Here is a 19,173-nt window from a genome sequence, read left to right on the forward strand (position 1 = left end):
TGCTTCAGGCCTTCCTTGGCACTTTCGAGTTGCACCCAATATTTAGGATTTTCCATGTCACTTCCTGCCCCCCCTATCGAGCCATTGAGCTTTCGCGAAGCGCTCGGGCACTACGCATCCGGTATCACGGTGATTACCTCACACCTTGATGGCGAGCCGATTGGCTTCACTTGCCAGTCGTTTTATAGCGTGTCGATGAGCCCGCCGCTGGTGTCATTCAGTGTCATGTCGAGTTCGGCCAGCTATCCCAAAATCCGCCAGGCAGGTCGATTCGTCGTCAACATCCTGTCGGGTGAGCAGGTCAGGATTTCCAACCAGTTCGCTCGGCGCGGCACGGACAAGTGGCACGGAGTCGAATGGCAGGAATCGCCGCTGGGCAATCCGATCATTGTCGGCAGCCTGCACTGGCTTGATTGCGAAATTCACGCCGAACACGCCGCAGGTGATCACCTGATCGTGATTGGTGAAGTGAAGGCGTTGAATCTGCAGGAAGCTGCTGCTACGCAGCCATTGCTGTATTTCAAAGGACACTATTGCAACATCGCCGCACACCGCGCGGTTTGAGCGCTGAGCTGCCCTGCCCTCTTGGCCGACAGGCTACCGGAGCACTTTATACCCAGGACACACGGTCATGACAGACATCAAAAGGCCTCAACTGAGCCTTCCCGACGGCGCGGACAAGTTGCTGCTGCACTCCTGCTGCGCACCTTGTTCGGGAGAAGTGATGGAAGCGATCACTGCCTCGGGTATCGACTACAGCATCTTCTTCTATAACCCGAACATTCACCCTGAGCGTGAATACCTATTGCGCAAGGATGAGAACATCCGCTTTGCCGAAGAGCACAAGGTGCCGTTTATCGATGCCGATTACGATAAAGACAATTGGTTTGAACGCGCCAAAGGCATGGAGCATGAACCCGAGCGCGGCGTGCGCTGCACCATGTGCTTCGATATGCGCTTCGAACGCACCGCGCTCTACGCCTATGAAAACGGCTTCAGTGTGATTTCCAGCTCCCTCGGTATCTCGCGCTGGAAAGACATGAAGCAAATCACCGACAGCGGCATCCGCAGCGCGCAAAAGTATCCAGGTGTCACCTATTGGGACTACAACTGGCGCAAGGGGGGCGGCTCGGCGCGGATGATCGAGATCAGCAAGCGCGAACGCTTTTATCAGCAGGAATACTGTGGCTGCATTTACTCCCTGCGCGACACCAACCACCATCGCAAGGACCAGGGGCGGGACATCATCCGCATTGGCGTCAACTACTACGGGGACGATGAATGATCGCTTCGCAGCGCGCCCTGGGTTTGTTTGATACAGCGCCTTATGCCGCAGCCTCAGCAGGCATTCTTGACCTACGAGCGCCCTGAAAAAGGTGCTCAACGATCAGTCCTTCGTTGGCGTGGTGGCGTTTGTTTCCAAGCCTTCACTGGAGCGTTTGGCGTCATCTGAAACGCACATGCAGTGGGTGCTTTGAGGGAGAAACATTGGACATGGAGCTGCAAAGGAGCACTCTATGGCCCGATGGCCCGCCTCGTACGGAAGAGAGGGTGCGCTGGTCACCGAAGCGGCTCAAATCCCAGCTCGCCAAATGACCACATAGCCGGTGATCACCCGCCGGCGTTGAACGGTGCAATCGGGTCGACTCGCAAAAGCGTCAATCGCCTGGACCACCATCGGCCCAGGCTGGATAGGCTTCTGTTTTGGCCCTACAGGGATTTTCGTCGCAACGACACGACATTCAGAAAAGGAGTTCACATGACCGACATTCACAACGAATTCGAACGCAGCAAATACTTCCATGGTTCACGGATAGACAGGCGCTCAGCTGACGCCCTCGTCGGCCTGGCAGCAGGTCTTGCCGCTGACGGCGTGGTCTCAACTGCTGAAGGGTTGTTCCTCAGGGACTGGCTTGAAACCAACCTCGTCCACCTCGATGACCCGGTGATCAACCTGCTGTATTCACGGCTCTCCAACATGCTCCTGGACGGCGTGCTGGATGCCGAGGAATCCCTTGAGCTTATCGGGCTGCTGCAGAGCTTTTCCGGCCTGAGTACCGAAAAGCCGAAGGCCAGTGATCAAACCTTCAGCGCCCCCAACGACCTTCCCTTCAATCGTCCCGAACCCGATCTTGCCTGGGATGGAAGAGTGTTCGTGTTCACTGGAATCATGGCCTACGGGCCGCGAAAAGACTGCCAACTAAGGGTGCAGGAGCGTGGCGGCATCATCGGCGGCGCGGTGAGCCAGAAAATTCATTATCTGGTCGTTGGCAGCATTGGCAATGATCAATGGCGCCATAGCAGCTATGGAACAAAGATCATGAAAGCGGTCGAGTTGAGAGAGGCTGGCAGCCCTATCGCCATCATCGGTGAACAACAATGGCAACGCGCTCTTTTTGGCTGACCCCATCGGGCGGGACAGCGTGAAATGGCTCAAGCGCCCCACCGATCAACCAGCCCGGCCATGTGCCGGGCTCCGTGTTTCTGGCCAGCGCCCTACTCTGCTATCGTGGCGCCCCCAACCAGACGACACGGAAGCATCGAGGAATGGACTTATGGAAACCTTTGGCAGTCGCGCTGCTGGCGTCTATCAGCACTCAAGCCCTGTCGGCGGAAAACAATAACCCGTTCCAGGCTGCTCTGATGATCACCACGGTGATTCCGTTCGTGGTGGTCGCAGGCACCACAGCGGCCACCTCGTACATTCCGGAGCTGTTCAAGCCGGCAAAGAGTGACGCCCTCGCGTTCATTGGTTCGGACGGAGAAATCCGTGGGGCGCAGTTCGAACAAGCCTCTCGCTACTATCGCTCGTCCTTCCCGCCGCCCCTGATGTCTGACCGGCAACTGGCCCTTGCCATCGCGACGTCTTTCTAGAATCGCCGCCGAGGCCCGACTCCCGCCCGAGCCCCCTTACCTGCTGTAGGCAGGCGCCGCCAACGCCAATGGCTGGGGATTGGCAATCACCCAGTGCACGGCCAACTCACAGAGACGATCGGTCTGCCCAGCGTCATCGTCCCCTCCGCGCAGAGCGGCAGCCAGCGCCCGAGCCTCATCGATTTCGGCAGCAGGCAGCGCCACGGCACTGCTCAGGTGCCCCACCAGGGCCGTCAACATCGCCTTGAAATCCGCATCCCAGTTGGCCGAGCCGTTGTGGTGAATCTCTTGGGAAATACGGCCGCTGATGCGGATCACCTCGCCCTGCACTGTCGCCGCCGCGCCGGAGGATGGAATCAGCAGCGCCCACAATTGCTGATGCTGTTCAAACCAGCCAGTGGCCGTTACCACGATGGCAGACTGCCCGTCATGCACCTTGCGCGAGGCAACCGGAGTGACGTCGAACAGGCGATAGAGACTGGCCAGGCCGGCTTGCGTTGCCTCGAGGTAGTCCGGGTTGAAGGAGGCCCGGTGAAACTCGAATTCACGGCCGATGCGCTCCACCTCGGCGACCATGCTGTCATCGCGTTGCAGGCCTGCCGCCAACAGGATCTCGGCGATGTTCGCGGTGGCCTCGATATCGGCGTTGCGCGTAGTGACCAGGGCGATATGCAGCACGCTGTGCCCCTGCCGGTTCCTGGTGTCGACATTGGCGCCACGGCGGATCAGGGCAGCAATGGCCTCGGCCTTGTGGCTCTTGGCCGCGGCATGCAACGGCGTGTCGCCCTGGTAATCCCGGGCCTCGATATCGGCCCCCAAATCCAGCAGCAGATCGACGCCACCGATCCAACTCGTACTGCGATGGTGCAGGGGCGTACGTTGGTAAGTGTCACGGGCATCAATAGCTGCGCCCTGCTCCACCAGCCAGCGGGCCAGCGCATCAGGACAGTTGTAAAAGCCCAGCGCGGTGTTCTTGCTATAGCCGCCGGTGGCTTCAAGCTCGCACCCTTCGAACACGGCAACCAACTCGGCAAGCGAGCCCTGCTCCAGCAACTGATCGAAATCCTTCGGCAGTGTCTTGCGTTTACGCTTGGCCATGGCGGTGGTCATCATCCTGATCAAAAGGCGGTCATCATAAAACCAAATCTTTCATTGGTCACAGCCATCACTTTGGGGGGCAGGCTCGTGCCAAGCCATTATCGACACACAACCCGTGGCGTCATTCCATTCAAACCGCGACATCACCCGGAAAATGGCGCACCGTGTCCCGTATCCACCAACGCATCACAGACCCACCTTTATCCGGACGTCACATGACACCCAACGCAGAGCGCTATAACCCTTCCACCGACTATGCCGACAAGCTGATTTCGCGCATCGGCCAGACCCCTTCATGGATCGCGAAACGTATTGGCGTGACCGACAAGCGCATTCGCTACATCCTGGATGGCGAAAGGACCGTCAAGGGCGAGACCAGTGCCATTCAGATGACGTACACCGAGCAGTTTGCCCTTGAGTGCCTTGCCGCAGAGGCCCAGGCCAAGAAGAAGTAAGCAGGAGTGGCGGGGCCTCGAGTCGCGCCACGCTTTGCTGATGGCAGAAGGAAGCCTGGCGCAACGCCCGAGGGTGAATCTCGGAAGTCACAGGCACCGGCCCTGGATGCAAAAAGCCCAGCGATAAGCTGGGCTTTTTGTTGTGGCGCAAGCTATTACATCCCGGCTGCATCCAACAGCGCGTTGCCCGACTGACCTGGCGTGCCACCGCCCTTGTAGACGTCCAGCAGCACGCCTTTGGACGACCATTCGAAAATGGTGCTCTCGTTGACGTTGGGGGCAAACGGAAGGGCCGCGATTTTGGTGTAGGGATAAGTCCAGATTTCCTTGCCACCCACTTCAGACTTCTTCGGTGGATGGCCAATGGCGGCAGTCACTTGCTGCTGAGTAGTCTTGCCTTTCTGGAACTGGGCAAGTTGCTGCGACGACACCTGCGTCCCGGAGTTGTAGTCCAGGGCGGCGCAGCCGTGCAACAACAGTGAGGCAGAAACGAGCACAGCAAGGGTGATGCACTTTTTCATTTACAGATCCTTGAAGGGGATAGTCTCGACCTTTGAGACTGGCCGGAAGTCTAAGCAGGCTGGCCAGTTGCCCCAATAGCACAAATGTACTACTCCCCGGGTGCCCCCTTGTTGCTGACGCCTGAGTGCTCAGGCGTTTTTCAGCCGCTAGGGAAGCAGCTCCACGTAGCTGGACTCCCCTCCTCCCGTCGCGCCCGACAACCAACCCCAGGTGAAGGCCAGCGTGGTGCGCCCGGCCTGATCAACGCCGACCGTCCCCCGGGACCAGCCGGCCAGAATCTCGCCCTCCGTCGTCAGGCAATGAAAGAGAAGTTCAAGGGTATCCGGGCCGGTCACACGTCCGACCTGATGCCCCAGGTGGATCCGGCCGCCCTGGTAAGTGCTCGAAATGGCGTTGCCCTCGACCAGGTAATGAAACACCGTGCCGGCCCCGGAGAGCCCCTGGGTGTTGTCCGCCACCGAAAACCGGCGGTTGTGCAAACGTTCGCCGAGTTGAGAAAAGGCGTTATCCATAGAAGTCGCGTCCTGTTTTGATCGAGAGGAGTCATTCCAGCGGTCGCTGATCTTAAGCCATTTCCAGGTACAGCTTTGCCCCCTATGAAATGGCGGATCCAGCGTCCACTTTTACCGGCCCGGCCCCTTGGCGGATTCGCAGCAGATCTATACTTAAAACAGGGAATCGACTTCCCTTTCAAGAACCTAGAGGTGATGTGTTGGGCGGGAATCGTGACGATGGCAAGCAATACCAGGGCGCGCTCTTCAAGGTGTTCGTTTCATCCACCGAGGCACTGGAAATAGAGGACTACATCGATTACTTCCTTAGAACCCGCGGCTATGAGCTGTCTGATTCAAACCGAGACATAATCGCCGCAAAACTCGAGAGAATCCCTGACAGGCCTCACCACACCCTCAACGAACTGGATCGCTGGCTCGACTTCCAATTCAGCGAATAAACCCAGCCGGAGCAGGTTCAATCCGCAGGCAGCCGCGGAGTCTCAAGGGATTGTTGATCGACTCCGAACTGCTCCTTCAACCCGACCCAGCCCTCGGGCGTGACCTGGATCGCCCGGGAGGCTTTCACCCGGCGCAGCCAGCCCCTGGCGCACAGCAGGTTCAGCAACTGCACCCCGAGCGGCCCGGCCAGGTGGTGTTCGCGCTCGGTCCAATCCAGGCATTGCCGAGCCAGGCCACGGCGGCTGGCTTTGACCTGCGTGACGTCCAGCCCCAATTCGGCCAACCAGGCCTGGCCTGAAGCGGTGATCAGGAACTGCTGGTCGGGTGCGGGTTCGATGCCCCCTCGCGCCTGCAACGCCTGGGTCATGGCGACGCCCAACTGCCCCGCCAGGTGATCGTAGCAACAGCGGGCAAAACCCAGGTCTCGGGCGTGGCGCCCCGGGGCGAGCGAACGGATGTCGCGGACCGGGGTGATCGCCGCCAGGCTTTCCAGGGCGATGGCCACTTCGGGACTGGCCAGGCGAAACAGGCGATGCCGCCCCTGGGTCTCGACCGCCAGCAAACCTCCGCCCAGCAGCTTGGCCAGGTGGCTGCTGGCAGTCTGCGCGGTGATGCCCGCCACATAGGCCAACTCGCCAGCCGGGAGCGCCTGCCCGCCCACCAACGCCATCAGCATGGCCGCACGGGCCGGGTCGGCCATCAGGAAGGCAGTGGAAGCAAGGGTCGGGTTCACAGGCATGGTTGGTCTCCAGGGGTGGCCATGGTAGCCCGAACCCTGCCCGGACACTTCGATGCGTGACGAAACGTCCGGCAGTCCTGGGTACTTAGACTGCAAGCCGCCCCCCCGTACCGGATCCTGCCCATGGTTGCCCCGACTGATACCCCGCTCCTGCACCGCGCGCGCCATACGCCTGCGTCCGCAATACAGACCGCCATCCCCGTGCCTGCCCAGCAGCGCCAGGTGTTGCTGGCCACCAGCCTCAGCTACGCGCTGATCATGCTCGACACCTCGGTGGTCAACGTCGCCCTGCAACGCATGGCGCTCGGGCTCGACGTGACGGTCAGCGGCTTGCAGTGGGTCATCAGTGCCTACACCCTGGCATTCGCCAGCGCCCTGCTGACGGGTGGCGCCCTGGGTGATCGCTGGGGCGCGCGCAAGCTGTACCTGGTCGGGCTGCTGCTATTCACTTGCGCCTCGCTGGCCTGCGGGGTTGCCGCAAGCCCGGGGATGCTGATCGCCGCGCGTGTCGCCCAAGGCCTTGGCGCGGCGCTGCTGGTGCCTTGCTCCCTAAAGTTGATTCATCAAGCCTGCCCCGACCCAAAACAACGGGCGCGCGCCATCGGCCTATGGGCCAGTTGCGGCGGTATTGCGATGGCGGCCGGACCGCTGATTGGCGGGGCGCTGACCCAGTGGCTGGGGTGGCGCAGTATTTTCTTCGTCAACCTGCCCCTGGGCGTATGTGGCGGGGTACTGGCCTGGCGCCTGCTGGCCGATCCGCAGGCGCCGCAGAACGTGCGCTTCGACTGGCCGGGCCAGCTCGCTGCCAGTGTTGCCCTGGCCGCGCTGATCGGGGTGTTGATTGAAGGCCAGGCGCTAGGCTGGACGTCGCCCCTGATGCTCTCGGGCGCGGCAATTGCCCTCGTGGCCGGCCTGGCCTTTGTCTGGATCGAGGCCCGTTCGCCCCATGCCATGCTGCCACTGGCGCTGTTTCGGCAACCGATATTCGCCGGCTCGACCCTGGTGTCCGCGCTGTCGGCCCTGGTGTTTTACGGCCTGTTCTTTGTCACCAGCCTCGACTTCCAGCAAATCCGGGGCTATTCGCCGCTGCACGCCGGGCTGGCCTTTGTGCCATTGACCGCAATGGTCGCGCTGGCCAGCCTGCTCTCGCACCGCGTCGTTCGGGCCTGCGGTACGCGCTGGCCGATGTGCGCGGCGTTTGTGCTGTATGCCATGGGGGCGCTGGGGTTGATGCAGGGGGGAAGCCTGCTGAACCTGCTCTCGATGATCGCCATCGGCCTGGCCTCGGGCTTCATTTCGCCGGCGGCCACCGCGCCTGCCATGGAGGCCGTGGCGCCCCAGGCGGCCGGCGTGGCAGCCGCGACCTTGAACACTGCGCGGCAAACCGGGGCAGCCCTGGGCGTCGCGATCTTCGGTTCGCTGGCGACGGCTCTTCCATCCTTTACGACCGGCCTGTCGGCGGCACTGTGGGCCGCGGCGGGGCTTTCGCTTTTCGCGGCGCTGGTCTGGGGCAAGGTCATGGCGCGGGCGGCGCAGCCACGGCGACGCCCTCGATAAGGGCGGATGCGTATTTTGTCTTCGGGGGAGCTGACCGAGCCCTCAGGACTCGCGTATCGTCTCGCCTGCTTTTGGCCACCGCCCAGCCCCTCGTCCAGGTACCCGAAAAATGCACAACCGCCACCCCCGCCTCATGCTTCTCGGCTTGCTACTGGCCTTTGCCGGCCAGGCTCCGGGAGCCGAGTTGCAGGCACCGAACCTCAATGTGCTGGCCTGGCCACGCATGAGTTCCGGCGAATTGGGCTGTTACCTGGAGAAGACCCTGGGCCACCGCAACCCGCGCTTCAATTGCGCCTTGAGCCATTATCAGGCGCCGACCGACCCGTGCCACGACACTGATCGCTACGACGAAGGTCCGGCGTTTCCCGCGCGCCTGGCCAGCAGGGTCCACCCGCTGGCGACGGACGTCGAGCTGACCTGGGAACACGGGGAGTTGCAGCAACTGACCCTGACCCTCAAGGGCACACTCGACGCCGCCCAGGTGCGCCAGGCCTTTGGCTTGCCCGATACCGAAGGCTCCGCACCACCCGAAGGCGGCCTGCCGGAAAACATCATGACCGCGCACATCGAGTCGTCGCCCGCATCGCTCCCGGGTGATGGTTCACCGGGCTCGACCTCGATCACGCTGACGGGTTTCGAGCATATGGGCGCGGGCGATGTCGAGTGCGACGCCGAGCAATAAAAAGCCCCGCACTTAGGCGGGGCTGATCAGCTTCGGGGGGAATTACCAGGCCCCGGTGCCACATGGGTTTTCTTTCGAGTTGTAGGGTTTGAGCAGTTTGCTCAGGCCTTTGGTCGGCACCGAGCTGGTCAGGGCGCCGGCCTTGAGCTCGATCTTTTTCGCCTTGCGCATGGCCGCCCAGAACTCCGGGAAGTACCCCGAGCACGCATTGCACTCAACGTAGAACGGGTTGCTGTACTCGACGCCGTCGACGATCACGTCGAAACCACCCTTGTCGTTGTGGGAGTAGAACGATTGGCCGGCGATGGTTGCCGAGCCGCTGACCGGGCTCATTTCATCGTCGGCGTCACAGGCAAAGTTCAAGTAACTGGTGCTTTCATCCCCCGCGAAAAACTCTGTCTTGCCCTGACCCCAACCCGATTGCCACTCCCCTGTTGCGGCACTGGCCGACGCGCAGACCAAAAGGAGAAGCGTCGGTGCAAATAATTTCATGTCCGTTTCCTTGCGAAGCGATGAATTGACTGGGTGATGCCAAAACAACATTACACCCGTTATCAACCCCGCTCCGCAAGTTGAGCCTTCAGGGTTTACCGCCCAGGGCCGCCAGCAGCGCCGCATCCCGCCCGTAGATATCCGGGGCATACAGCAGTTGGCCATAGCTGTCGGCCTGCGCCGTCCAATAGGTGAGCAGTATCGGCACCGGCTTGGCCAGGCGGAACTCATGAGTCAGGCCGGTCGCCAGCAACTCATCGGTACGCGCCCGTTCGGCCGGGCTCAGCAGCCAATCACGCAACTGCATGACCTGCTCGACCCGCACACAGCCCGAGCTGAAGGCCCGCGGCCCTTTGCTGAACAGTGCCTGGCTCGGGGTGTCGTGCAAGTACACCGAAAACGGGTTGGGAAAGCGCACCGCCATTTTCCCCAGCGGGTTGCCCGGCCCGGCGTCCTGGCGCAAGAGGATATTGCCCGGGTTGTCCCAGTCGATCTGGTCCGCGGCCAGGGGGTGCCCTTCGCTGTCCAGCACCTGCAGGTTCTGCCGGCTGAGGAAGGTCTGGTCGCGACGGATCTGCGGCAGCTTGTCTTCACGCAAAATGGTCGGCGGCACGGTCCAGGTCGGGTTCAGGGTCAGGCGCGTAACCCGGGACTTGAGTAGCGGTGTCTGGCGCTCGGCCCGTCCGACCTGGGTCCGGGTCTGCCATACCGGCACGCCATCCTGGTACACGCTCAACTGCGCCGCGGCGACGTTCACCAGCAGGCTGGTGGGCTCCAGGTCCTGGGCCAGCCAGCGAAACCGCTCGAGGTTGACCCGCAATTGCCCACGGCGCACGGCCGGGCTGATGTTCAGCTCATTCAAGGTGCCCTGCCCGACCACCCCGTCGGCCTGCAGCGAATGATTGAGCTGGAAACTCTTGACCGCGTTTACCAGCTCCGGCCCATAGGCGTTATCGTCCGTGGCCAGGGGGCTGCTCAGGTAGCCTTCGCTGAACAGCCGCTGGGCCAACGCGGGAACCCGCGCGTCCTGCATGTCCGGGCGCAACAACGGCCCGCTGGCCAGGGGCTGCCACTGGGGCAGCGGCAGTTGGCGCTGCTCGGCATACAGCTGGCGCAGGCGCTGATAAAGCTCGATGCCCGGGCGCGCCTGCTGGAATGCGCTGGCAAGGTCCGCAAGCCCCGGAGCAGCCAGCGCCAGGAGCTCGGCCTCACGCTCGGCGGGCGCCTGGCTGGCGTGCCACAGCGGCTCGAAACGCGCCTGCGACAAACGGCCGTAGTGCAGGTCCTGCAGGGCCTTGAGATATTGCCGGCTGGTATCGAGTTCGGCACACCACGCGCCGGGGGTCGCCGCATCGGCCGGCAACGGGTAGCTGGCCGGGTCGAGTCCGTCATCGGCCAACTGCTTCAGTTGTGCCTGCAAGGCCGCCACGCGTCCGTCGGCGGACCAGATTTCAAGGTCATTGTGTTGCTGGTAAAACGCCTGCAACAGGCTTCGGGTCGGCCCGTCCATCTGCACAGCCAGGGCCGGGCACGCGAGGGATAACTGGGTGAATGCCGACTGCACAGGGCTGGTCGGATCGACTATCGGTTCGTCGGCGGTCGCGACCAATGGTGCAGCGAGCAGGCAAAGGCTCAAGTAACATGCGGTTTTTTTGAACAACTGCTTTACTCCAAATCCATGGCCGTCATAGGACGGATCAACCTCGGCAACCGTTGCCGCGAACCAGCAGGCCAAGCGTAGCAAGCGCTGGCGGGGGAACCACAGAATGTCAGGAGCCAACGCAATGGTAGGGACTCTTTTTACCGACCGCTATACAGACCGCTTCCCATGCTGATTTTTCTGCGCCGCCTGGGCCTGGCAGCGACGACCCTGGGGGCCATCTGCAGCCCCGCGTTCGCCGTCGGCACCCCAAGCCCGATGATGTTCAACAGCCTCGCCCACGCCGCCCCGGAACTCAATCCACAGGCCCTCAAAAGCGCCCTGAGCGCCATGCAGTGCGCGGTCAACAGCGGTGCCCGCCAAGCCCGGCACCTGGCCGTCATCGACTACTCGCAACCGTCCACGGCACGCCGCCTGTGGATCTTCGACCTGCGTAAAAAGACTCTGGTGCTGCGCGACCTGGTGGCCCATGGGCAGAAGTCCGGGGAAAATTTCGCCACGCAGTTTTCCAATCGCCTGGGCAGTTATCAGTCCAGCCTGGGCCTGTTCCGCACCCAGGAAAGCTATGAAGGCAGCCACGGTTATTCGCTGCGCATGGACGGCCTGGAACCGGGGTTCAACGACCGGGCCCGTGATCGCGACATCGTGATTCATGCCGCCGACTACGTGAACCCGCTCTGGAGCCAGCGCCAGGGCCGCATCGGCCGTAGCCAGGGTTGCCCGGCGGTGCGCCCGCAAGTGGCCCGCCAGGTTATCGACAAGCTCAAGGACGGCCAGTTCATGTTTTCCTGGTACCCCGACCAGCGTTGGCTCAAGTCCTCGGCCTACCTCAACTGCCAGCCACGCCAGGTGGCGAGCATCGTCAGTGCCAAAGGCGGTTGAGCCACCGGCGCGCCCACAAAAAAGCCCTGCAGTGCCAGGGCTTTTTTACGACTGGACGTCCTCAGGGCTTGAATACCTCGCGCCGGTGGTAGGCCAGGTAAACCGCCTGCTGGGGATTGAACGGCGTAGGCGTGAGGTCGCCATGCAAGTGCCAGGCGCCCAGCACTTCAGCGGCCTGGGCCGACACCCGCAACTCACCGCTGTCTTCGAACGAAATCCAGCCCCGGTCAAATAGCCGGTCGACGTGGGGGGCGAGCATCAGCCCGTTATTGCCGTCGAGACGCTCGGTGTTATTGCAGTCTTTCCAGGGCTTGATATGGCTGGCGATAAGGAAGTTTTTCGCGCTCACCCCGGTAAGCCGGCAGCGCGGCTCGATCTGGAGCGCTCGCTGGCGAAACAGGTCCTGGCCGATGCGGGAGCGGATCAGGCGCTGTTTCTCAGTGGCGCTAAGACTGGGGTCCTGTTCGATCTGACGCTGCTGCTCATCAGCCAGGGCCTGGTCACGGATGTCCTCGGCGGCCGCTGCCTGCTCGGCTTGCTCCGGGCTCGGTATCCGGGGCTGGGCCCGGAAAAACGACACCTCGCGGCGGGTAAAATCCACTCGATCTTTAAGAAAGCCTGCGTCCAGCCATTGCTTGGCCTGAGGCCGCTGCGGGTCATTGATCCAGGCGGTATGGGTCTGGGTGTAGTCCGGCAATTCGAAACCCAGCATGTTCTCGATCTCGGTGAAGGTCAGGGTCACTGAGTCGGTGCGCAGGGCGTTGAAGTAATCGCCAAGGGGCTGGTATTTGCTCACGGGAAACCTCCATGTCGGAAACAGCCCGCAAACATACGACAAGCCAGCGCCCCGAGAAAGCAGCCCGTGAGGCATTGAGCAGGGAGCGTTGACCCAGGGCGAATGCCAGGGGCCGATCGCGGCTCAGCCTTTGTTCTTGTTTTTCGCCCCGCCCTGGCGCGCCTTGAAGCGCGGGTTGGATTTGCAGATCACGTAGATCCTCCCGCGACGCTTGACGATCTGGCAGTCGCGGTGACGATTCTTGGCTTCTTTGAGAGATGAAAGCACTTTCATGGTGAGGCTCCTGAGGGGGCTTAAAAATATGTAATAACATATCATAATCAGTAATAAGAATAATTATCAACTCCTGAGTTGAAACCCCCATCAGCCCTACACCTTTGCGTTGGCACGCGCCTCGGCCTCGGCCACAGAATGTCCATTTCAAGATAAATGATTGGAAGTTCACGTTAGACGGTCGATTGACCGGCTCTCTAGAGTGGCCGCACCCCTTACAAGAGTGCGCCCCATGGATCTCTATCGACGGTCGCTGCTGGCCTTGTTTTTTGCGACGCTCAATGGCTGCGCCAGCTGGAGCGAGCCCCCAGCCAGCCCTGCCGCCACCAGCGTCAACAGCCCACTCCCGGACCAGTGGTGGACCCTGTATCGCGACCCGGCGCTGAACGCCGCCGTGGAGCAGGCGCTGATTCACAACCGGGACTTGCAAGTGGCGGCGGCGAACCTGCTGCAAGCCCGCGCATTGCTGCAGGAGGCCGACGCCCAGGGCCAACCGCAAACCGCCTTCAGCGCCGATGCCGGTTATGGCAGCTCGGCGGACGATCAACTGGAAGCGGCACTCAACCAGAGCTCGCACATTCGCACCGGCAGCCGCTATCACCTGGGTCTGGCGGTGGCCTGGGAACTCGACCTTTTCGGCCGTTTGCAATCCTTGAGCCGCGCGGCCCAGGCCGACGCCGAATCCGCCCAGGCCGCCGCCGACGGGCTGCGGGTGCTGGTGGCCGCACAGACCACCGGCGCCTGGCTCGATGCCTGCAACTACGCCCGGCGCGCCAGCATCGCCCGGCACGCCCTGAGCCTGGCCGAACGCAGCCAGGCCCTGGCGTCGAGCCTGCACAGCGCCGGTGCAGGCAGCGCGCTGGAAGTGGCCCGGGCCCAGGAGCGGGTCGGCCAGTTGCAAGCCCGCGTACCGGCGCTGGAGGCCGGGCGGCAGCGCGCGCTGGGCGAACTGGCGTTGCTGATGGGCCGCCCGCCTGGCGCGGCGCCTTCCCAGGCGCTGGCCTGTCAGGCCGCACCGACCCTGGCCGCCTCGATGCCAAGCCTGGATGGCCTGGCGGTGCTGCGCCAGCGGCCCGACGTGCGCCAGGCCGAGCGCCAATTCGGCGCCGCCACCGCGCGGATCGGCGTGGCCAGGGCCGACCTCTACCCACGGGTTTCCCTGGGGGCCAACGTGCTCAACTCCGCCCATCACCCCGACGGTTACGGCGACAGCGGGGCCACCGTGTGGAGCCTGGGGCCACTGCTGTCGTGGAGTTTTCCCAACCTGAGCAGCGCCCGGGCCCGCATCGCCCAGGCCAGCGCCATGGAAAACGCCGCCCTGGCACGCTTCGACGGCACGCTGCTGGCGGCCCTCAAGGAGTTGCAGCAGGCCCTGGTCGACTACGACGCCGCGCTGCGCCAGCAACAGGCCTGGCGCCAGGCCGCGCAGTACAGCGCCGAACGCCTGCGCCTGGCAGCCCTGGACCGCGCCGCCGGCGCCAGCACCGCCCAGCAATACCTCAAGGCCCAGCGCCGTGACGTGCAACGCCAGGCCGAACTGGCCGGCGCCGATGCCCAGGTCATGGACGCGCAGTTGCTGCTGTTCAAGGCCATGGGCGGCGGCTGGCGTGAAGCGCCGCCGATCGCCCGTGCCACGCGGCTCGCCCGCCACTCTTCCACCCCGCCTGAAAGCGAGTACCCGCAATGACCGATACCCCCGCTCCCGCTTCGACTGCGGCCCCCGCGCGCGCCATGACCCGGCGCCGCGTGCTGATTTACGCCACATCGGTGCTGGCCGGCCTGCTGCTGGTCGCCTGGTGCGTGCACTGGTGGCGCAACGGACGCTTCCAGATTGAGACCGACGATGCTTACCTGCGAGCCGACATTGTCACGGTCGCCCCGCGGATCTCCGGCTACCTGGCCGAGGTCCGGGTGCAGGACAACCAGGCACTCAAAGCCGGCGACCTGCTGGCCAGCATCGAAGACCCGGATTACCAGGCCCATGTCGATCAGGCCCAGGCGGCCGTCGACGAAGCGCTGGCCGAAACCCGCGCGCAACAGGCGCGCATCGCCAACCTGGCGGCACGCCAGCGCCAGCAGCAAAGCCTGATTGCCGAAGTCGAAGGCCGCGCCCGCGCCGCCGAAGCCGAGTCGCGCCAGGCCAACCAGGAAGACCGCCGGCAGCGACACCTGGCAGCCCAGGAAGTCAGCAGCGCCCAGCAGCTGGAGCGTGCCCAGGCCGATACCCGCAAGGCCGATGCCGCCCTGGCGTCAGCCCGCGCTGCCTTGGCTGCGCGCCGTGCACAAGTGGCGATCATCGACACCGAGCAGCAGTTCGCCCAGGCTCGCCACGACAAGGCGCAAGCGGCGGTGGCCCAGGCCCGGGCGCGGCTGGCACTGGCCCGGATCGACTTGCAACACACGCAAATCCGCAGCCCGATCGACGGCACCGCCGGCCAGCGCAGCCTGCGCATCGGTCAATACGTCGAGGCTGGGGCGCCGCTGCTGGCCGTGGTGCCCGAGGCGGCCTATGTGGTGGCCAACTACAAGGAAACCCAAGTCGACGCCATGCGCCCCGGGCAACCGGCCCACATCGAAGTGGACGCGCTGGGCGGCCTGGAACTCAAGGGCCGGGTCGACAGTTTCGCCCCGGCGTCCGGCGCCCAGTTCGCCCTGCTGCCACCGGACAATGCCACCGGCAACTTCACCAAGATCGTGCAGCGCATGCCGGTGCGCATCCGCCTGGAACCGGGGCAGCCGCGCGCGGCTGAACTGCGCCCCGGCATGTCGGTGATCGTCAGCGTGGACACCCACCATGAGTAACCCTGGACAGCAGACTGGCGAGGCCGCGCCGGCCATTTCCCTGCGCACCTGGGTCGCGGTGCTGGGCAGCGTGGTCGGCTGCTTCATGGCCGGGATGAATGTGCACGTCACCAACGCCTCGCTGCCGGATGTGCGCGGCTCCCTCGGCGCCACCTTCGAGGAAGGCTCGTGGATCACCACCGCCTACCTGGTGGCCGAAATCATCATCATCCCCATGACCGGCTGGCTGGTGTCGGTGTTCTCCATGCGCCGGGTGATGATGGTCGGCACCGCGGGCTTCGTGCTGTTCTCGATTGCCTGCTCCCTGGCGCCGAACATCCAGACCATGATCATCGCCCGCACCCTGCAGGGCGCCTTCGGCGGGGTGCTGATTCCGCTGTCGTTCCAGCTCATCGTCACCGAGCTGCCGGCCGCGCGGCACCCCATGGGCATGGCCCTGTTCGCCGTGGCCAACAATGTCGCCCAGGCCGCCGGGCCGTCCCTGGGGGGCTGGCTGACCGACGCCTACTCCTGGCGCTGGATCTTCTACCTGCAAGTGCCGCCCGGGCTGTTGCTGCTGGCGGCGATCGGCTGGTCGGTGCGGCCGCAGCCGGTGATGCTGCACAAGCTGCGCCAGGGCGACTGGTTCGGTATCGCGACCATGGCCGTGGGGCTCTCGGCGTTGCAGATCATGCTCGAGGAAGGCAGTCGCAACGACTGGTTCGCCTCGACCTTCATTGCCAACTGCGCGGCGCTGGCGGTGATCGGGCTGCTGGCGTTTGTCTGCATCGAACTGCGCCGCGAGCACCCGCTGATCAACCTGCGCCTGCTGGGCCGCTACAACTTCGGCCTGGCCAGCCTGATGCAATTCACCTTCGGCGCGGTGGTGTTCGGCGTGGTGTTCCTGGTGCCCAATTACTTCGCCGAGATCCACGGCTACAACGCGCGGCAGATCGGCCTGATGATGATCCCCTACGGCCTGATCCAGTTCGCCATGTCATTCGCCACCCCGCGCCTGATGCGCTGGACCAGCGCCCGCACCATCATCATCCTCGGCTTTGCCATCACCGGCCTGGGCTGCCTGATGAACATCCACCTCAACCCGGATGCCGCGGCCAACGTGATCGTGCCCTCGCTGGTGGTGCGCGGCATCGGCCAGTCGCTGGTGGTGGTGGCCTTGGGGGTGATGGCGATCCAGGGCCTGGAAAAAGACCAGGTGGGTTCGGCCTCAGGCCTGTTCTCGATGGTGCGCAACGTCGGCGGTGCGATTGGCATCGCGCTGTCGAGCCAGATTGTGGTCGAGCGCGAAAAACTTCACGCCCAGCGCATCGGCGAGGCGGTGTCGCCCTTTGCCCAGGCGACCCAGGAACGGCTGGTGGACATGGTGCGCATGCTCAGCCATGTGCCGATGGACTACGCCAGCGCCCTGCACGGCGCTGCCGCCGGCCCCTTGCGCCAGCAAGCCCTGGCGCTGATGGAGCGCCTGGTGCACCGCGACGCGATGCTGATGGCCTACAGCGATGCGTTTTACCTGGCCGGGCTGGCGATGCTGGCCTGTGTACTGGCCGGGCTGGTGCTGCGCCGGTCGTGACGGTCAACGGTAGAACAGCGACGGCGGCACCCCGAACTGGCGCTTGAAGGCCGCCGCGAAGGCGCTCTGGCTGTCGTAACCGTGCTGCAACGCCACTTGCACGATCGGCATACCCTGGGCCAGGCATTCCAGGGACAGCAGCAGCCGCGCCTGCTGCCGCCAGCGGCCGAAGGTGATGCCGGTGGCGCGCTGGAACTGGCGGTGAAAGGTCTTGCCGCTCATCGCCAGGCGGTCGGCCCAGTGTTCGGCGGTGCTGTTGTCGGCGGGGTCGGCGGCCAGGGTCTGGCAGACCCGCAGCATGCGCGGTTCCTGAGGCCAGGGCAGGTTGAACGGCAGCACCGGCAGCCAGCGCAGCTCATCGAGTATCAAGCGCATGATCCGCCCTTCGCGGCTGTCACTCTGGTAGTGCTCCTGCACCGCGGTGGCGGCCAGGATCAGCTCGCGCAGCAGCGGCGAAACCTCGATCACACAATCGCCCTGGGGCAGGCCCGCAATCGCATCGAGGTTGATAAATAGGCTGCGCATGCGGGCCGCGCCGCGCATGCGCACGGTGTGATCGACCCCGGCCATCAGCCACACCCCACGGCTGGGCGGCACCACCCAGCGCCCGGCCTGGGTCTCGATCACCAGCACGCCTTCGATCGCATACAGCAGCTGCGCCCGGTCATGGCGGTGGGCCGGGATCACATGGCCATTGGGATAGTCCACCGCAACGCCGGTGACCGGCATCGCCGCGCATTCATAAGAGGAGGCAAACGCCGAATCGGACATGCAGGAAACGCCTCAGGGTTCAGGGAACGCGACACGAAGGCCACGGCAAAAATGACCAAAACAGAATAACAACCCAGCGTTTCGTGCGATAGCGCCAACCCAGGCGACGCAAGGCCCCCTGGTACGAGGCCAAAAATATGAGAGCATGCCCCACCGCTCCAACACTTCAGGACCCCCTCCGCGCATGGCTCAACCGGCTCACCTCCCCGCTACGCCCAGGGCCGCGCCCGAGACCGCCATCGCCCAGTTCTGGCGCGACCCGGCGCTGCCCCATGTCGAGAGCCGCCGTGCCTGCCACAGCCGCGCCAACTACAAGCCCCACAGCCATCCGACCTACTCCATAGGCGCGGTGGATCAGGGGGCCAGCCTCTTCACCGGGGCGGCAGATGGCCCAACGCTGATCCGCAGCGCCAGCCTGGTGTTTGTCCCCGCCGGCTGCGTGCACGCCTGCAACCCGCTGCCGGAGACCGCCTGGAGCTATCAGATGCTGCACCTGGATGCGCAGTGGCTGGCAGCCCTCAGGGCCGAAACCCACGCCGGGGACAGCGCCCCCGAACCGGTGCTGATCAGCCACGACCCGGCACTCTACCAGCGCTTCTGCCAACTCAATCGGCTGTTGTTTTCTGCTGCGGGCAGCGCTGAAAAAGACGCCGCGCTGATCGAATTCATCGGCGATCACGATGGCGCCGCGCAGCGGATCGACATCGCCGCCAACCCTGCGCTGGCCAGCGGCGAGCTGAAGCGGCTCATGGCCTTCTTGCAGCACGACAACCACAGCCTGCTGCCCCTGGCCGAACTGGCAGCCATGGCCGGGATGAGCCGCTACCAGTTGATCCGGGCCTTTCGTGCCAGTACCGGGCTGACGCCCCACGCCTATCAGCTCAACCGCTGCATCAACCAGGCGCGCCACTGGCTGCGCGAAGGCCAGGGCATGGCGTCGATTGCCTACCGCCTGGGGTTTGCCGACCAGGCGCATTTCCAGCGCGTGTTCAAGGCCCACGTCGGGGTGACCCCAGGGCTGTATCGCAGCTGAGCCGCGCGCAATTT

Annotated in this window: 22 protein-coding genes; 13 read left to right on the forward strand and 9 right to left on the reverse strand. The window is 63.9% G+C overall.

Going from position 1 to position 19,173, the window contains the following annotated elements; translation table 11 throughout:
* The first annotated feature begins 54 nt into the window (after positions 1-54).
* The 4 genes from JFU57_RS28125 (at position 55) to JFU57_RS28140 (ending at position 2,874) form a co-directional block, all read left to right on the forward strand.
* Positions 55-564, forward strand: a complete 510-nt coding sequence (locus JFU57_RS28125; RefSeq protein WP_201131552.1) for a flavin reductase family protein — start codon at positions 55-57, stop codon at positions 562-564.
* Positions 565-631: 67 nt separating this feature from the next.
* On the forward strand, positions 632-1,285 hold the full coding sequence (locus tag JFU57_RS28130) for an epoxyqueuosine reductase QueH (protein WP_201131553.1): 654 nt from the start codon (positions 632-634) through the stop codon (positions 1,283-1,285).
* 474 nt (positions 1,286-1,759) lie between these two features.
* Positions 1,760-2,404 carry a BRCT domain-containing protein gene (locus JFU57_RS28135; protein WP_201131554.1) on the forward strand — a complete coding sequence of 215 codons (645 nt, stop codon included), beginning with the start codon at positions 1,760-1,762 and terminating at the stop codon, positions 2,402-2,404.
* 143 nt (positions 2,405-2,547) lie between these two features.
* The gene (locus JFU57_RS28140) at positions 2,548-2,874 is read left to right on the forward strand and encodes a DUF2388 domain-containing protein (RefSeq protein ID WP_201131555.1); all 327 of its coding nucleotides are present in this window, start codon (positions 2,548-2,550) and stop codon (positions 2,872-2,874) included.
* 36 nt (positions 2,875-2,910) lie between these two features.
* Here the strand turns inward: JFU57_RS28140 and JFU57_RS28145 are convergent, their stop codons facing one another.
* A complete protein-coding gene (locus tag JFU57_RS28145; protein ID WP_242487558.1) occupies positions 2,911-3,972 on the reverse strand; it encodes an ankyrin repeat domain-containing protein in 1,062 nt (353 codons plus the stop codon).
* Between the two features lie 215 nt (positions 3,973-4,187).
* Here JFU57_RS28145 and JFU57_RS28150 point away from each other — a divergent pair, with 215 nt between their 5' ends.
* Positions 4,188-4,427, forward strand: a complete 240-nt coding sequence (locus tag JFU57_RS28150; RefSeq protein WP_020297345.1) for a hypothetical protein — start codon at positions 4,188-4,190, stop codon at positions 4,425-4,427.
* 155 nt (positions 4,428-4,582) lie between these two features.
* Here JFU57_RS28150 and JFU57_RS28155 read toward each other — a convergent pair whose 3' ends face one another.
* Positions 4,583-4,948, reverse strand: coding sequence for an outer membrane protein assembly factor BamE (locus JFU57_RS28155; protein WP_078468626.1), 366 nt, complete (start codon positions 4,946-4,948; stop codon positions 4,583-4,585).
* A 147-nt stretch (positions 4,949-5,095) separates the two neighbouring features.
* Positions 5,096-5,461 carry a hypothetical protein gene (locus tag JFU57_RS28160; protein ID WP_201131556.1) on the reverse strand — a complete coding sequence of 122 codons (366 nt, stop codon included), beginning with the start codon at positions 5,459-5,461 and terminating at the stop codon, positions 5,096-5,098.
* 200 nt (positions 5,462-5,661) lie between these two features.
* Between JFU57_RS28160 and JFU57_RS28165 the strand changes: the two genes are divergently transcribed.
* A complete protein-coding gene (locus JFU57_RS28165; protein ID WP_153050169.1) occupies positions 5,662-5,901 on the forward strand; it encodes a hypothetical protein in 240 nt (79 codons plus the stop codon).
* Between the two features lie 17 nt (positions 5,902-5,918).
* On the opposite strand, the gene JFU57_RS28170 is transcribed toward JFU57_RS28165, so the two are convergent.
* Positions 5,919-6,641 carry an ArsR/SmtB family transcription factor gene (locus JFU57_RS28170; protein ID WP_201131557.1) on the reverse strand — a complete coding sequence of 241 codons (723 nt, stop codon included), beginning with the start codon at positions 6,639-6,641 and terminating at the stop codon, positions 5,919-5,921.
* Positions 6,642-6,764: 123 nt separating this feature from the next.
* Here JFU57_RS28170 and JFU57_RS28175 point away from each other — a divergent pair, with 123 nt between their 5' ends.
* Both JFU57_RS28175 and JFU57_RS28180 read left to right on the forward strand, forming a co-directional pair.
* Positions 6,765-8,198 (forward strand): MFS transporter, encoded by a 1,434-nt coding sequence (locus JFU57_RS28175; protein ID WP_201131558.1) that lies wholly within the window; start codon positions 6,765-6,767, stop codon positions 8,196-8,198.
* 109 nt (positions 8,199-8,307) lie between these two features.
* The gene (locus JFU57_RS28180; RefSeq protein WP_201131559.1) at positions 8,308-8,880 is read left to right on the forward strand and encodes a hypothetical protein; all 573 of its coding nucleotides are present in this window, start codon (positions 8,308-8,310) and stop codon (positions 8,878-8,880) included.
* Between the two features lie 42 nt (positions 8,881-8,922).
* Here the strand turns inward: JFU57_RS28180 and JFU57_RS28185 are convergent, their stop codons facing one another.
* Positions 8,923-9,372, reverse strand: a complete 450-nt coding sequence (locus tag JFU57_RS28185; protein WP_078468620.1) for a hypothetical protein — start codon at positions 9,370-9,372, stop codon at positions 8,923-8,925.
* Positions 9,373-9,460: 88 nt separating this feature from the next.
* Complete coding sequence (locus JFU57_RS28190) at positions 9,461-11,032, reverse strand: L,D-transpeptidase family protein (protein WP_201131560.1); 1,572 nt, start codon at positions 11,030-11,032, stop codon at positions 9,461-9,463.
* 168 nt (positions 11,033-11,200) lie between these two features.
* Here JFU57_RS28190 and JFU57_RS28195 point away from each other — a divergent pair, with 168 nt between their 5' ends.
* The gene (locus tag JFU57_RS28195; RefSeq protein WP_078468618.1) at positions 11,201-11,914 is read left to right on the forward strand and encodes a murein L,D-transpeptidase catalytic domain family protein; all 714 of its coding nucleotides are present in this window, start codon (positions 11,201-11,203) and stop codon (positions 11,912-11,914) included.
* A 61-nt stretch (positions 11,915-11,975) separates the two neighbouring features.
* Here JFU57_RS28195 and JFU57_RS28200 read toward each other — a convergent pair whose 3' ends face one another.
* Positions 11,976-12,710: an HNH endonuclease gene (locus JFU57_RS28200; protein ID WP_201131561.1), complete on the reverse strand. Its 735-nt coding sequence runs from the start codon at positions 12,708-12,710 to the stop codon at positions 11,976-11,978.
* Between the two features lie 123 nt (positions 12,711-12,833).
* Complete coding sequence (gene ykgO / locus JFU57_RS28205) at positions 12,834-12,983, reverse strand: type B 50S ribosomal protein L36 (protein WP_020297337.1); 150 nt, start codon at positions 12,981-12,983, stop codon at positions 12,834-12,836.
* Positions 12,984-13,215: 232 nt separating this feature from the next.
* On the opposite strand from ykgO, the gene JFU57_RS28210 reads away from it, so the two are divergent.
* From JFU57_RS28210 to JFU57_RS28220, 3 genes are read left to right on the forward strand one after another with little or no spacing between them, the layout of a single operon-like run.
* Complete coding sequence (locus JFU57_RS28210; RefSeq protein ID WP_201131562.1) at positions 13,216-14,670, forward strand: efflux transporter outer membrane subunit; 1,455 nt, start codon at positions 13,216-13,218, stop codon at positions 14,668-14,670.
* Complete coding sequence (locus tag JFU57_RS28215) at positions 14,667-15,785, forward strand: HlyD family secretion protein (protein WP_201131563.1); 1,119 nt, start codon at positions 14,667-14,669, stop codon at positions 15,783-15,785. Before JFU57_RS28210 ends, JFU57_RS28215 begins: the two co-directional genes overlap by 4 nt.
* Positions 15,778-17,355 (forward strand): DHA2 family efflux MFS transporter permease subunit, encoded by a 1,578-nt coding sequence (locus JFU57_RS28220; RefSeq protein ID WP_078468614.1) that lies wholly within the window; start codon positions 15,778-15,780, stop codon positions 17,353-17,355. The genes JFU57_RS28215 and JFU57_RS28220 overlap by 8 nt, the downstream gene beginning before the upstream one ends.
* Positions 17,356-17,358: 3 nt before the next feature.
* On the opposite strand, the gene JFU57_RS28225 is transcribed toward JFU57_RS28220, so the two are convergent.
* A complete protein-coding gene (locus JFU57_RS28225) occupies positions 17,359-18,126 on the reverse strand; it encodes an AraC family transcriptional regulator (protein ID WP_020300684.1) in 768 nt (255 codons plus the stop codon).
* Between the two features lie 184 nt (positions 18,127-18,310).
* Here JFU57_RS28225 and JFU57_RS28230 point away from each other — a divergent pair, with 184 nt between their 5' ends.
* A complete protein-coding gene (locus JFU57_RS28230; RefSeq protein WP_078468613.1) occupies positions 18,311-19,159 on the forward strand; it encodes an AraC family transcriptional regulator in 849 nt (282 codons plus the stop codon).
* The last annotated feature ends 14 nt before the right edge of the window (positions 19,160-19,173 follow it).

It is taken from the genome of Pseudomonas sp. TH07 (genome assembly GCF_016651285.1).
GTDB lineage: Bacteria > Pseudomonadota > Gammaproteobacteria > Pseudomonadales > Pseudomonadaceae > Aquipseudomonas.